The organism is Kitasatospora sp. NPDC088779, assembly GCF_040685395.1.
Lineage (GTDB): Bacteria > Actinomycetota > Actinomycetes > Streptomycetales > Streptomycetaceae > Kitasatospora.
This window is the reverse complement of sequence record NZ_JBFBHW010000042.1, coordinates 30698-44013: the sequence shown is the minus strand read 5'-3', so window position 1 is coordinate 44013 and position 13316 is coordinate 30698. Positions and strand designations below refer to the sequence as shown.

Here is a 13316-nt window from a genome sequence, read left to right as displayed (position 1 = left end):
GTCAGCTGGCTGAGGGCCCTGCCGCCGATCCGGTGGCGGGGCCCTCGTCCGTGTGGACGTGGCCCGGGTCGAGCGGCGGGGTGGTGCCGCAGGCCCACTCGCAGTCCGGCTCGGCCACCGGGCGGTCCACCGGCGCGAGCACGTTGCCGCGGACGGTGGCGAAGGCCGTCAGACCGCCGGTGACCAGCAGCCCGGCGCAGATCAGCATCGCGGTGCGGAAGGCCGAGTCCACCGCGGACGGCACCCGGTAGGCGTCGCCGCTCAGCCCGGCGAGCGAGGGCAGCGCGGCGACCGCGAGCAGCCCGGCCGCGCGGGCGGCGGCGTTGTTGACGCCGCTGGCGATGCCCGCGTGCCGGACCTCGACGGCGGCCAGCACCGTCGCCGTCAGCGGCGCGACCAACAGGGTCATCCCGCAGCCCAGCACCGTGACGGCGGGCAGCACGTCCGCCCAGTAGGAGGAGCCGGGGCCGGTGCGCAGCATCAGCAGCACCCCGGCGGCGCACAGCAGCGGACCGACGGTGAGCGGGATCCGGGGGCCGATCCGCTTGCCCAGCCGCCCGGCGCGCGCCGACAGGGTCAGCATCAGCACGGTGATCGGGACCAGGGCGAGGCCGGAGACCAGCGGGGAGAAGCCGGAGACGATCTGCAACTGCACCACCAGCAGGAAGAACACCCCGCTGAACGCCGCGTAGACGCAGAGGGTGACCAGGTTGACGGCGGTGAACAGCCGGGAGGAGAAGAGGCCGAGCGGCAGCATCGGCTCGGCGGCGCGGCGCTCGACCGCGATGAAGGCCGCGCCGAGCAGCAGGCCGATCGCGCCGGTGAGCCAGACCGCGGGGGACAGGCCCTCCCCGGCGGCGGTCAGCGCGTAGGTGATCGCGCCGAGGGCGAGCGCGGCGAGCAGCGCGCCGGGGACGTCGAAGCGGCCGACGGCGCTCTCGTTCCGGCTCTCGGGGACGAACCGGGAGGTGACCGCGACCACGGCGGCCGCGAGCGGAAGGTTCAGCAGGAAGATCCACCGCCAGCCGGGGCCGTCCACCAGCCAGCCGCCGAGGAAGGGGCCGACCGCGGCCGACACCCCGCCGAGGCCCGACCACAGGCCGACCGCCGCCGAGCGGTCGTCCGGGTGGAAGACGGCTTGCAGCATGGCGAGCGAACCGGGGGTGAGCAGCGCCCCGCCGATGCCCTGGACGGCGCGGGCGGCGATCAGCACGTGGATGGTGGGGGCGGCGGCGCAGGCCGCGGAGGCGGCGGCGAACCAGAGCACGCCGATCAGGAAGACCCGGCGCCGGCCGTACCGGTCGCCGAGCGCGCCGCCGAGCAGGATCAGTCCGGCCAGGGTGAGCAGGTAGGCGTTGAGCGTCCACTGCAGGGACGCGAGGGAGGCGCCGAGATCGGTGCCGATGCGGGGCAGCGCGACGTTCACCACGGTGCCGTCGAGCATCGCCATGCTGGAGCCGAGCACCGTCGCGAGGAGGACCCAGCGTCCCCGCGAGGTGCCCAGGCGCAGTGTTCCTGCTTCGGAGGTGGCCACGGGCCGATCCTGCGCCCGTGGGGCGTACGTGACAAGGGTCACCGGGGGGTGTGTCGGTGGGTGCGCGGTGCGTGAGCGGGCGGGTGCGCAGCGGTGGCGGAATCGGCGCAGCGTCGTGGATCAGTGGCGCCGGGTGAATGGATTGTGCACGTACGGTGCAGCCGATCATTCGGAGGGTCACCGCAGCTCGGGGGGTTGTTGCCGGTTCAAGTGATCGACATTGCTTCACCCGAACGGATGGGTTTTAGTTCAGCGACCGCCCGGCCAGTCCGGACGGATCCACCGGGTGGAACGCCGAATCCTGCCGCTGCCCGGTGGCTCGCACCGAACTCTGTACGGCAGGAGCGGGGGACCCACAGGTAAGTCGCCGGACCGGAAACGGCACGCTTTCGCGTACCCGGATCCAGGGCCGGCTAGGGGTGAAGCCGCATGTGCGGCCGGGCAACTCCAGCCCGAACCCGACAGCTCACCTCGCAGGCGTCGGAGAGGAAAATTCCATGCCTGCACAGGCTCGTCGTATCGCCCTGCCCCGCGCCGCCCGCATCGGGATCGCCACCGCCGTCACCGGTGTCTCCTTCGCCCTGCCGCTCGTCACCGCGATGAGCGCCCAGGCCCACCCCGCGCCGGCCGCCGCGGTCACCGCCGCCCCGGCCGCCGCTCCCGCCGACCAGGCCCAGGCCTCGTCGCAGGAGAGCTACCGCGTCGTCAGCGGCGACACCCTGTCCCGGATCGCCGACGCCCAGCACGTCGACGGCGGCTGGCAGGCGCTGTACGACCACAACCGTGAGGTCGTCGGCGGCAACCCGGACCTGATCTTCCCCGGTCAGCGGCTCGTGATCGCCGGCCAGGCCGCCCCGGCCAAGCCCGCTGCCCCGGCGAAGCCCGCCCAGCCGTCCGCCCAGGACGCCGCGCCGGCCACCACCGCCAAGCCGCAGGCCCAGCCGGAGGTCCGGACCGAGGCGGCCAAGCCGTCCGCCCAGCTCCAGGCCCAGCTGCAGACCGCCGCGCCGTCCGCCGTGGTCACCGCCGTGCCGGTCGCCGCCGCTTCGGCCTTCGTCGCCCCGCTGGCCGGCCCGAAGCTGGGCACCGCGTACGGCGTGGCAGGCTCGATGTGGGCCTCCGGCCACCACACCGGCCAGGACTTTGTCGCCTCCACCGGCACCCCGCTGCGCGCCGTCGGCAACGGTGTCGTGGTGAAGGCCGGCAACGGCGGCGCCTACGGCAACGAGGTCGAGATCAAGCTCGCCGACGGCCACTACGCCGAGTACGCGCACCTCTCCTCGATCGGTGTGAAGATCGGTCAGGCCGTCAAGGCCGGACAGCAGATCGGCCTCTCCGGCGCGACCGGCAACGTGACCGGCCCGCACCTGCACTTCGAGATCCGCAACGGCTCGGAGTACGGCTCGGACATCAACCCGGTCGCCTACCTGCGGGCCCACGGCGTCGCGCTCTGACCCGTACCGGATGTGCCGGATGAGGAACCACCGCTGCTACGGGGCGAATCGACCGCCCGGGATGGTCATGTCGGGTGACCGCTCGACCGGGTGATCGCCGCAGCAGTGGACATGGGCGCGGGACACGCCCAGGCCGGCCCGGCTCGCGAGACTTCTCTCGCGAGCCGGGTCGGCCGCTGTCGTTTCCGGGCCTTGGTGGGTGTGTCCGGGGAGAGTTGACGATACGTCAGTGTGCTTCGGCGGGCCGGTTCAGAGCCGGTGGGCGGGCAGCCCGTGCTGGGCGGCGGTCAGCAGCTCGTGCATCCGCTGCCCGAAGTCCTCGGTGTCGGCGGCCGGTTCGGGGAAGACCAGGCGGACGTCGCGGTGGCCGTGCGGGTGGTCCAGGCGCAGGACCAGGCCGTGGCGGTCCAGGGCGAGCGGGCGGACCTCCGGGTGCTGGGCGAGCAGGTCCGGGTCGAGCAGCCGGGTGAGGACGGCGAGGGCGTCGGCGTGGTCGTCGGCGAGGTGGGTGAGCATGGCGGCCTCGTAGCGGGCCAGCGGGTCGGGCGTGGCGAGGGCGAGGTCGCCGGCGGTGAGCGCGCCGGTGCCGTACGGGGTGGCGAGGACGGCGTGGGCGACGTCCACGCGCAGGTGGACGCTGAGGCCGTCGTCGGCGAGGTGGGCCAGGTGCAGTCGGCCGGCCAGGGTGAGGCGGGCGCGGATCCGGTCGCGGACGGCGACGGGGGAGATGTCGGTGACGTCCAGGACGACGGCGAGTCCGTCGGTGGCGCGGGCGGCGGCGGTGGCGAGCGGGTCGCCCAGTGGGGCGCGCAGGCGCAGCCGGGAGCCGTGGACGGAGACCGGGGAGTCGAGGTCGTGGTGTTCGCCGAAGGCGCGGACGGTGAGCGAGGAGGTCGCGCTGAGCAGGCTCTGGACGCGCTCGGCGGTGGTGGGTTCGGGCACCTCGGCGTCGCCGGCGGGCAGGCTCATGACGGACCTCCAGTTAGTTAGGTGAGCCTAACCTAATCTCCGCTCGAGGGTGTGGCAAGTGGCGTGGCCGGGATTGCTGTCGTCGGGGATAGGTGGCGCTTGCAAGTACCCGCGGGTGTCTCGTATTGTCGACGCTGGTAGTTGCATGCGCAACGGTTCTCTCTGGAAAGCGGTCCCTCATGCCCCTCGCGCTCCTGGCGCTGGCGATCAGCGCCTTCGGTATCGGCACCACCGAGTTCGTGATCATGGGCCTGCTGCCCGAGGTCGCCGGCGACTTCTCGGTCTCCATCCCCACCGCCGGTCTGCTGATCTCCGGCTACGCGCTCGGCGTCGTGGTCGGCGGCCCGCTGCTCACCATCCTCGGCACCCGGGCCCCCCGCAAGGGCATGCTGCTGACGCTGATGGGCCTGTTCGTGGTGGGCAACCTGATCGCGGCCGTCGCCCCCGCCTTCGGGCTGCTGATGATCGGGCGGATCGTCAGCGCCTTCGCGCACGGCGCGTTCTTCGGCATCGGCTCGGTCGTCGCCGCCGACCTGGTCGCCCCGCACAAGCGGGCCGGCGCCATCGCCCTGATGTTCACCGGCCTCACCGCCGCCAACGTGCTGGGCGTCCCGATGGGCACCCTGCTCGGCCAGCACTTCGGCTGGCGCTCCACGTTCTACGTCGTCGCCGGGCTCGGCCTGCTCGGCCTCGCCGGGATCGCGGCGCTGGTGCCCGTCCAGCCGCGGGCGGGCGCCGCCCGGCTCGGCCCCGAACTGGCCGTCTTCCGGACCCTGCGGCTCTGGCTCGCGCTCGCCATGACCGTGCTCGGCTGGGGCGGCATCTTCGCGATGTTCACCTACATCACGCCGATGATGACCGAACTGGCCGGCTTCGCCCCGAGCAGCGTCACCTGGCTGCTCTTCCTGTTCGGCGTCGGCCTGTTCGTCGGCAACCTGCTGGGCGGCTGGTTCGCCGACCGCGCGCTGATGCGCAGCCTCACCGTGATCCTCGCGGTGCTCGCGGTGCTGCTGTTCGCCTTCACCTTCGCCGCGCACAGCAAGCCGGCCGCGATCGTCCTCATCCCGCTGATCGGGCTGTTCGGCTTCGCGACCGTCGCGCCGCTGCAGAAGCGGGTCATGGACCAGGCGGCGGGCGCGCCGACGCTGGCCTCGGCCGCCAACATCGCCGCGTTCAACCTGGGCAACGCGCTGGCCGCCTGGCTCGGCGGGCTGGTCATCTCCGGCGGCCTCGGCTACGACGCGCCGAACTGGGTGGGCGGGCTGCTCACCGCGGTCGCCCTCGGTGTGACGGTGTTCGCGGCGGCGCTCGACCGGCGCGGCGCGGCGGGCGAGGGGCGGGTCGTGGCGCGCTCGGGGGCCCCGGCCGAGCAGGGCGTGCCCGCGGGGCGGTGAGCGAGGGGGACGGCGGAGGGCCCGGACGCCTGGTGCGCGTCCGGGCCCTTGCGGTGGTCGGGCCGCTCGACGGTGTCTCAGGCGACGACGGCCTGGGCGTCGATCTCGACCAGCATCGGCTCCTGCGGCAGCTCGACGAAGATCGTGGTGCGGCAGGGCTTCACGCCGCCGGGCTTGATGTTCTCGTCGATGAACTCGGCGTACACCTCGTTCATCAGCGGGAAGTCCGCCCGCTTGGTGAGGTAGACCCGGAACATCACCACGTCCTCGATGGTGGCCCCGCCGGCCTCGACGATCGCCTTGACGTTCTCCAGCGTGCGCCGGGTCTGCGCCTTCACGTCGCCGTGGTACAGGTACTCGCCGGTCGCCGGGTCCTGCGGGCCCTGGCCGGAGACCTGGAGGATCGGGCCCTTGCGGACGCCCTGGGAGAACATCCAGGCGGGGGCGGGGGCGCCGTCGGTGCGGACCTCGGTCTTGCCGCTGGTCGGGTGCTGCTCGTTCATGGGGTTCCTTACGGTCTGACGGTTGATCAGTTGTGGTCCGGGTGGCCGCAGTCGGCCGAGATGGCGCGGGTGGTGGCGAGCAGCTGCGGGAGGAGGTCCAGCACCTGCTCGTAGGGGAGGACGACGTCCGGCACCGAGATGGACGCGGCGGCGACGACCCGGCCGCTGGCGTCCCGGATCGGTGCGGCCACGCAGTTGATGAACGCCTCGTGCTCGGCGTGGTCCTGCGCCCAGCCCTGGACGGCGACCTTCTCCAGCTCGGCGAGCAGCGCCTCGGGCGTGCTGAGGGTGCGGGGGGTGTGCGGGGTGAAGTCGATCCCGGCGGCCACCCGGCGGCGTTCGGGCAGCGGCAGGTCGGCCAGCAGCACCTTGGAGACGGCGGCGCTGTGCAGGGCGGCGCGCAGGCCGATCCGGGAGTACATCCTGACCGGGTGCCGGGAGTCGAACTTGTCGATGTAGACGACCTCGCCGCCCTCGTACGCGGCCAGATGCACGGTCTGGCCGGTGGTGGCGTTCAGCTCGGCCAGGTGCGGGGCGGCGATCCGGCGGACGCCGCGCTGTTCCAGGGCGAGGCCGGAGAGGGCGAACAGGCCGGCGCCCAGGTGGTAGCGGTAGGCGGCGTCACGGTAGACGAACCGTTCCTCCTCCAGGCTCTGGAGCAGTCGGAGCACGGTCGTCTTGTGGACGCCGAGCACCTCGGCCAGCTGGTCGAGGGAGCGCTCGCCCTCGCCGAGTTCGGCGAGCAGGCGCAGGGCGCGGGTGACGGTCTGGCTCATCGTGCTCCGCCGGGGTCGTTCGGGCTCGGGTTCGTGCTCATTGTGCCCGGGCCCGCCGGGTGTCGCGGGACCGGTCCGCGGGGACGGCCGGGCCGGTGATGCCCTCCACCGAGACCCGGGTGGCGGCCCAGTCGGCGGGCGAGGCGTCGAGCAGCGCGGCCACCACGGCGGCGGGCGGCAGTTCGGCCTGGTCGCCGTGGGCGGTCAGCGCGCAGGCGGCGCTCAGGTGGCCGAGCCGCAGCCGGCGGCGCTGGTCCAGGCCGCGGATGGTGCCGGCCAGGTAGCCGGCGGCGAAGGCGTCGCCCGCGCCGGTGGCCTCGACCACCTCGACGGCCAGGGCCGGTTCGCTCACCGCCGTGCCGTCCCGCTCCAGGGCGGTGACCAGCCGGGCGGCGTCCTTGACCACCACGGTGGCCGGGGAGGCGAAGCGGCGGCGCAGCGCGGCCGGTTCCCCGGTGCCGAACGCGGCCTCGGCCTCGTCGGCGCCGATCAGCAGCAGGTCGGCGGCGTCCAGCAGCGGCGGCAGGACGGCCGGGTCGCGGTCGTGCCAGAGCGCGGGGCGCCAGTTGAGGTCGAAGCTGACGGTCCGCTCCGGGCGGCGGTCGGCGAGCAGGGCGCGCAGCAGCGCCAGGCAGTCGTCGGAGAGCGCGGCGGTGATGCCGGACAGGTGCAGCAGGCGGGCGCCGGACAGCAGCCGGACGGCCGCCGGGTCGGCCAGCAGGGCGGGGGAGAGCGCGGCGGCCGCGGAGCCGCGCCGGTGGTAGTGCAGCCGGCTGCGGCCGGGGCCGAGGTCGTGGTGGTGGCCGGTGGCGCCGCCGACCTCCTTGAGGTACAGGCCGGTGGGGCGGTGCGGGTCGACGGCGACCGCCGAGACGTCCACGCCGCGGGCGGCGACCTCGGCGAGCAGCCGGCGGCCGAAGCCGTCGTCGCCGACCCGGCTGATCCAGGCGGTCGGGACGCCGAGCGCGGCCAGCGCGCCGGCCACGTTGGACTCCGCGCCGCCGACCGACAACCGGAAGTTCTCCACCGCCTCCAGCGGGCCCGGCCGGTCCGGCAGCAGCACCGCCATGGACTCGCCCACGCACACGGCCGTCGGGGAAGGACCGGGGCGGGCCGGGCCCGGGGTGTCCTGTCGCGGCATCTGCTGGGCTCCTCCGTCTGCGGCGGCCGTTCCGTTGACCGTGATCCGGCGCCGATGCTAGAACCGTCATGCCAACATGTGCAACCCTCATTGCGCATGTTGCAACACGGCAGATGGAGGAAGACGGTGGAGCAGACCTTCGCAAGCATCGGCACCGGGCCGGGCATCGACGACGGCGCGGTGGCGGCCCTCGCCGACGAGACGCTCGACTGGCGGTTCAAGGCCGCCCCGCCGGAGGCTTGGGGGCACTCCGTCCGCGACTGGCTGGCCACCGGACCCACCCTCACCGGGCTCGGCACCCCGCTGCTCACCCTGGACGGTGCCGCGCTCGACCACAACCTCCGCACCATGGCCGACTGGTGCGCCAAGGCCGGGGTCGCGCTCGTGCCGCACGGCAAGACCACCATGGCGCCCGCCCTGTGGCAGGCGCAGCTCGCCGCCGGCAGCCACGGCATCACCCTCGCCAACCTGCCGCAGGTGCGCGTCGCCCGGGCCTTCGGAGTCGAGCGGATCCTGCTCGCCAACACCCTGCTCGACCCGGCCGGACTGGCCTGGCTCGCCGCCGAACTGGCCGCCGACCCGGCGTTCGCCTTCGTCTCCTGGGTGGACTCCACCGAGAGCGTCCGGCTGATGGACGAGGCGCTGCGCGCCGCCGGGGCCCAGCGGCCCGTCGAGGTCCTGGTCGAACTCGGCGGCCCCGGCGGGCGCACCGGCGCCCGCGGCGTGGACGCGGCCGTCGAGATCGCCGCCGCCGTGCTGCGCGCCCCGACCCTGCGCCTCGCGGGCGTCGGCGGCTACGAGGGCGCGCTCGCCCACGACGCCACCGCCGATGGGCTGGCCACCGTCCGCGACTACCTCAAGGCGCTCGCCGACCTGCACGGCCGGCTCGCCCGCGCCTACCCGGACGACGCCCGGCCGATCGTGACGGCCGGCGGCAGCGCCTACTTCGACCTGGTCGTCGAGGAACTGGCAGGCCTGCCGGACGCCCTCGTGGTCCTGCGCTCGGGCGCGTACATCGCCCACGACGACGGCTTCTACCGGGGCATCTCGCCGCTGGTCCGGGGTGCCGGCGCCACGCCGTTCCGCAGCGCGCTGCACGGCTGGGCCCGGGTGGTGTCCCGGCCCGAGCCGCAACTGGCCCTGCTGGACGCCGGCAAGCGCGACCTGCCCTTCGACGAGGGCCTGCCCGAGCCGCAACGCGTGCGCGGCGGCGCAGAGTTGACCGGCACCGCGGCCCGGATCACCGCACTCAACGACCAGCACGCCTTCCTGCGCGACGCGGGCGACCTCGCCCCGATCGGCGCGGTGCTGCGGCTCGGCGTCTCCCACCCGTGCACGGCCTTCGACAAGTGGACCGCGATCCCGGTGCTGGACTCCGCCGACGCGGCCGAGCCGAAGGTCACCGGGCTGGTCAGGACGTTCTTCTGATGGCGGGCGGCAGAGCGCCCGACACCGTCTTCCGGGGCGCCACCGTCGTCGACGGCACCGGCGCGGACCGCTACCGGGCGGACGTGCGGATCGCCGACGGGCTGATCACCGGGATCGGCCACGGCCTCGACGCGCCGACGGTGGTGGACGCCGACGGGCTGGTCCTCGCCCCCGGCTTCATCGACATGCACGCCCACTCCGACCTCGCCCTGCTGCTCGAACCCGAGCACCCGGCCAAGGTCACCCAGGGCGTCACCTGCGAGGTCCTCGGCCAGGACGGCCTGTCCTACGCCCCGGTGGACGACGCCACGCTGCCCGCGCTGCGTCGCCAACTGGCCGGCTGGAACGGCGATCCGGAGGGCTTCGACTGGGACTGGCGCGGCGTCGCGGGCTACCTGGACCGGATCGACCGCACCGGCGTCGCCGTCAACGCCTGCTACCTCGTCCCGCACGGCTCGCTGCGGATGCTCGCCATGGGCTGGGCCAACCGGCCGCCCACCCCGGCCGAACTCGACCGGATGCGCCAGGAGTTGGCGCAGGGCCTGCTGGACGGCGCGGTCGGCATGTCCAGCGGCCTCAGCTACACCCCCGGGATGTACGCGGACACCTCCGAGCTGGTCGAGCTGTGCACCGTGGTAGCGGCCTACGGCGGCTTCCACGCCCCGCACCAACGCTCGTACGGTGAGGGCGCGTTGGAGGGCTACGCGGAAATGGTGGAGATCGCCCGGCGGACCGGCTGCGCGCTGCACCTGACCCACGCCACGATGAACTTCGGCGTCAACCGGGGCCGGGCCGGCGAACTGCTGGAACTGGTCGACCAGGCGCTCGCCGACGGCGTCGACCTCACCCTGGACAGCTACCCCTACCTGCCGGGCTCCACCACCCTGGCCGCCCTGCTTCCCAGTTGGGCCACCGAGGGCGGTCCGGTGGCGACACTCACCCGGCTCGCCGACCCGGCCGCCCGCGAGCGGATCCGGTACGAGGTGGAGGAGAAGGGCAGCGACGGCTGCCACGGCGTCGTCACCGACTGGGCGACGATCCAGATCTCCGGCGTCCGGACGGCCGAGCTGGCGCGGGCGGTCGGCCGGACCGTCGCCGAACTCGCCGCCGAGCGGGGCCGCAGCGGCACGGAGGTCTTCCTCGACCTGCTGCGCCGCGACGAACTGGCCACCACGATCCTCCAGCACGTCGGGCACGAGGAGAACGTCCGGGCGATCATGCGCCACCCGGCGCACACCGTCGGCAGCGACGGACTGCTGGTCGGCGCCCGGCCGCACCCGCGCGCCTGGGGCACCTTCCCCCGCTACCTCGGCCACTACAGCCGGGAGTTGGGCGTGCTGACACTGGAGGAGGCGATCGCCCGGATGACCGGTCGGCCCGCCGCCCGGCTCGGGCTGCACCGGCGCGGCATGATCGCCCCCGGCCACCACGCCGACCTGGTGCTCCTCGACCCCGAGAAGGTCCGGGACGCCGCCACCTTCGAGCACCCCCGGCTGCCCGCCGAGGGCGTCCAGCACGTGTACGTCAACGGCACCGCCGTCGTCCGGCAGGGCCGCACCACGGGCGCCCGGCCCGGGCGCGCCCTGCGCCGCACCGACCGAGGAACCAGATCCCTGTGAATCCCCCCTCCGTGAACCCCCTCGCCGATCTGCGGGACGACCCGGTGATCGCCGTGGTCCGCGCGCCCCGCATCCCGGACGCGGCCGCGCTGTGCGCCGCGCTCGCCGACGGCGGCATCAACTGGACCGAATTCACCTACACCACACCGGAGGTGACGACGCACCTGCGGCGTGCCGCGGACGCGGGCTGGCGGGTCGGCGTGGGCACCGTGCTGACCGCTGAGCAGGCCGAGCGCGGGGTCGCGAGCGGGGCGTCCTTCCTGGTCACCCCCGGCTGCCGGCCCGAGGTCGCGCAGGCCGCCCGGGCCGCCGGGGTGCCGGTGGTGCTCGGGGCGCTCACCCCGACCGAGGTGGCCCGGGCGGTGGACCTCGGGGCCGCCGCCGTGAAGATCTTCCCGGCCCGGGCGTTCGGCCCCGGCTATTTCAAGGACCTACGCGGCCCGTACCCGGACGTCCCGCTGGTGGCCTCCGGCGGGGTGAACGCGGGCAACGCCGCCGACTTCCTGGCGCACGGCGCGCTCGCGGTCTGCGCGGGCACGGACGTGGTGCCGCCGGACGCGGTCGCGGCGGGGGACTGGGCGGAGATCACCCGGCGGGCCCGGGCGTTCACCGCGGCGTGCGCGGTGGCGCGGGCCTGAGGGGCCGGTGGGCGGCGGGGTGCCGGGGCGGTCGGTCGGCGAGTTGTCGGGACGGCCTCGGCGGGCTGTCGGCGGGCTGTCGGCGCGGCCGGGGATGGGCGAGAATCGTGCTCCCCAGCCCCGGCCCCAGCCCTGGCCCCGGCCCCCGGATCCGGCAGGAGGACCCACCCCATGACCCCGCCCCGCCCCGGCCCCGACTGGCTGGCCGACGCCGTCCTGTACCAGATCTACCCGCAGAGCTTCGCGGACTCCGACGGCGACGGCATCGGCGACTTCGCCGGCATCGCCGCGCACCTCGACCACCTCGCCTGGCTCGGCGTCGACACCGTCTGGCTCAACCCCTGCTTCGCCTCCCCGTTCCGCGACGCCGGTTACGACGTCGCCGACTACCTCGCCCCGGCCCCGCGCTACGGTGCCACCGAGGACCTGGTCGCGCTGGTCGAGGCCGCCCGCCGCAAGGGCATCCGGATCCTGCTCGACCTGGTCGCCGGCCACACCTCCGACCGCCACCCCTGGTTCCTGGCCGCCGCCGAGGACCCGTCCGACCACCGGTACATCTGGTCCGACCAGCGGGTGGACGGCTTCGTCGCCTCGCCCGGTAGCCGCCCCGGCTGGTACCGGCCGAACTTCTTCGACTGCCAGCCCGCGCTCAACTTCGGCTACGCGCGCCCGAGTTCCGAGGAGCCCTGGCGCCAGCCGGTGGACGCCGAGGGCCCGCGCGCCAACCGGGCGGCCCTGCGCGACATCATGGCGCACTGGCTCGGCCTCGGCCTGGCCGGCTTCCGGGTCGACATGGCCTCCTCGCTGGTCAAGGACGACCCGGGCCTGGTGGAGACCGCCAAGTTGTGGACCGGGCTGCGGGACTGGCTGGACCGCGCCCACCCGCAGGCCGCGCTGTTCGCCGAGTGGGGCGATCCGGCGGCCGCCGTCGCGGCGGGCTTCCACGCGGACTTCTTCCTGCAGTTCGGCGGTGCCGACCACGGCCTGGCGTTGCGCTCGCTGTGGAACAACGGCGCCGGCACGGTCGAGGAGTTCTGGCAGCAGGGCCCGTGCTACTTCGAGGCCGAGGGGCGCGGCACCCCGCAGGTGTTCCTGGACGCCTGGCGCGCCGCCGCCGAAGCGACCGGGGGTGTCGGCCACATCGCCCTGCCCACCGCCAACCACGACTTCTCCCGGCTGGCCACCGGCCCGCGCGCCGACGGGCAACTGGCCGCCGCCTTCGCGTTCCTGCTCACCTGGCCCACCCTGCCGGCCGTCTACTACGGCGACGAGATCGGCATGCGCTACCTGCCCGGACTGCCCGACGTCGAGGGCAGCGTGCTCGGCCCGCGGTACAACCGGGCCGGCTCGCGGACCCCGATGCAGTGGGAGCCCGGGCCGACGGCGGGCTTCTCCAGCGCGCCGCCCGAGCGCCTCTACCTGCCCGTCGACCCGGACCCGCGGCGCCCGGACGTGCTCTCCCAGCGGGCCGATCCGACGTCGCTGCTGCACACCGTCCGGCGGCTGATCGCGCTGCGCCGGGCGCATCCGGGGCTGGGCGCCTCCGGCGGGGTGGAGGTCCGGCACGCCGGGTACCCGCTGGTGTACACCCGGGCCGGACGGTACCTGGTGGCGGTGAATCCGCGCCGGGAGCCGGGGGCGGTGCGGCTGGAGCACGGCGGGGTGCGCCCGCTGGAGGTGCGGGGCGTGCGGGTGGCGGACGGGGAACTGCGGGCGGACGGCTTCTCGTACGGCGTGTTCGAGCTGTCCTGAGCGCTCGGCCGTGTCCCCTGCTGGGGCGGCCGGCTTTCGAACGGCGTCAGATAGTTGTAAGCTACATCCAAGATAGTTGCATTTACCACCTGATGTAGGCGCATTCGA

The 13316-nt window shown here is 74.4% G+C and carries 11 protein-coding genes and 1 riboswitch; of the genes, 6 read left to right on the top strand and 5 right to left on the bottom strand.

Annotated elements, in window-relative coordinates:
* Position 1: 1 nt before the first annotated feature.
* Positions 2–1534 (bottom strand): MFS transporter, encoded by a 1533-nt coding sequence (locus AB0P03_RS30560; protein WP_363585289.1) that lies wholly within the window; start codon positions 1532–1534, stop codon positions 2–4.
* 312 nt (positions 1535–1846) lie between these two features.
* Positions 1847–2029: riboswitch (cyclic di-AMP (ydaO/yuaA leader) on the top strand.
* A gap of 2 nt (positions 2030–2031) precedes the next feature.
* Here AB0P03_RS30560 and AB0P03_RS30555 point away from each other — a divergent pair.
* On the top strand, positions 2032–2988 hold the full coding sequence (locus tag AB0P03_RS30555; protein WP_363631913.1) for a LysM peptidoglycan-binding domain-containing M23 family metallopeptidase: 957 nt from the start codon (positions 2032–2034) through the stop codon (positions 2986–2988).
* A gap of 249 nt (positions 2989–3237) precedes the next feature.
* On the opposite strand, the gene AB0P03_RS30550 is transcribed toward AB0P03_RS30555, so the two are convergent.
* Positions 3238–3957, bottom strand: coding sequence for a DUF2470 domain-containing protein (locus AB0P03_RS30550; protein WP_363631911.1), 720 nt, complete (start codon positions 3955–3957; stop codon positions 3238–3240).
* Positions 3958–4136: 179 nt separating this feature from the next.
* On the opposite strand from AB0P03_RS30550, the gene AB0P03_RS30545 reads away from it, so the two are divergent.
* Positions 4137–5351, top strand: a complete 1215-nt coding sequence (locus AB0P03_RS30545; protein ID WP_363585286.1) for an MFS transporter — start codon at positions 4137–4139, stop codon at positions 5349–5351.
* 77 nt (positions 5352–5428) lie between these two features.
* On the opposite strand, the gene AB0P03_RS30540 is transcribed toward AB0P03_RS30545, so the two are convergent.
* The 3 genes from AB0P03_RS30540 to AB0P03_RS30530 are packed head-to-tail and all read right to left on the bottom strand — an operon-like array spanning position 5429 to position 7771.
* Positions 5429–5854: a RidA family protein gene (locus AB0P03_RS30540; protein ID WP_363585285.1), complete on the bottom strand. Its 426-nt coding sequence runs from the start codon at positions 5852–5854 to the stop codon at positions 5429–5431.
* 26 nt (positions 5855–5880) lie between these two features.
* A complete protein-coding gene (locus tag AB0P03_RS30535) occupies positions 5881–6630 on the bottom strand; it encodes an IclR family transcriptional regulator (RefSeq protein WP_363631910.1) in 750 nt (249 codons plus the stop codon).
* Positions 6631–6667: 37 nt separating this feature from the next.
* A complete protein-coding gene (locus AB0P03_RS30530; RefSeq protein ID WP_363631908.1) occupies positions 6668–7771 on the bottom strand; it encodes a sugar kinase in 1104 nt (367 codons plus the stop codon).
* A gap of 126 nt (positions 7772–7897) precedes the next feature.
* Between AB0P03_RS30530 and AB0P03_RS30525 the strand changes: the two genes are divergently transcribed.
* The 4 genes from AB0P03_RS30525 to AB0P03_RS30510 all read left to right on the top strand — a co-directional run bounded on the left by AB0P03_RS30525 (position 7898) and on the right by AB0P03_RS30510 (position 13208).
* The gene (locus AB0P03_RS30525) at positions 7898–9199 is read left to right on the top strand and encodes an alanine racemase (protein ID WP_363585283.1); all 1302 of its coding nucleotides are present in this window, start codon (positions 7898–7900) and stop codon (positions 9197–9199) included.
* A complete protein-coding gene (locus tag AB0P03_RS30520; RefSeq protein WP_363631907.1) occupies positions 9199–10818 on the top strand; it encodes a D-aminoacylase in 1620 nt (539 codons plus the stop codon). Before AB0P03_RS30525 ends, AB0P03_RS30520 begins: the two co-directional genes overlap by 1 nt.
* Complete coding sequence (locus tag AB0P03_RS30515; RefSeq protein ID WP_208869124.1) at positions 10815–11456, top strand: bifunctional 4-hydroxy-2-oxoglutarate aldolase/2-dehydro-3-deoxy-phosphogluconate aldolase; 642 nt, start codon at positions 10815–10817, stop codon at positions 11454–11456. The genes AB0P03_RS30520 and AB0P03_RS30515 overlap by 4 nt, the downstream gene beginning before the upstream one ends.
* 171 nt (positions 11457–11627) lie before the next feature.
* Positions 11628–13208 (top strand): alpha-amylase family glycosyl hydrolase, encoded by a 1581-nt coding sequence (locus AB0P03_RS30510; RefSeq protein ID WP_363631905.1) that lies wholly within the window; start codon positions 11628–11630, stop codon positions 13206–13208.
* Positions 13209–13316: the final 108 nt, after the last annotated feature.

Bases quoted from the DNA above. Each gene is read 5' to 3' on its own strand.
- AB0P03_RS30555 (WP_363631913.1), top strand. From the start codon at position 2,032: ATGCCTGCACAGGCTCGTCGTATCGCCCTGCCCCGCGCCGCCCGCATC.
- AB0P03_RS30550 (WP_363631911.1), bottom strand. From the start codon at position 3,957: ATGAGCCTGCCCGCCGGCGACGCCGAGGTGCCCGAACCCACCACCGCC.
- AB0P03_RS30545 (WP_363585286.1), top strand. From the start codon at position 4,137: ATGCCCCTCGCGCTCCTGGCGCTGGCGATCAGCGCCTTCGGTATCGGC.
- AB0P03_RS30540 (WP_363585285.1), bottom strand. From the start codon at position 5,854: ATGAACGAGCAGCACCCGACCAGCGGCAAGACCGAGGTCCGCACCGAC.
- AB0P03_RS30535 (WP_363631910.1), bottom strand. From the start codon at position 6,630: ATGAGCCAGACCGTCACCCGCGCCCTGCGCCTGCTCGCCGAACTCGGC.
- AB0P03_RS30530 (WP_363631908.1), bottom strand. From the start codon at position 7,771: ATGCCGCGACAGGACACCCCGGGCCCGGCCCGCCCCGGTCCTTCCCCG.
- AB0P03_RS30520 (WP_363631907.1), top strand. From the start codon at position 9,199: ATGGCGGGCGGCAGAGCGCCCGACACCGTCTTCCGGGGCGCCACCGTC.
- AB0P03_RS30510 (WP_363631905.1), top strand. From the start codon at position 11,628: ATGACCCCGCCCCGCCCCGGCCCCGACTGGCTGGCCGACGCCGTCCTG.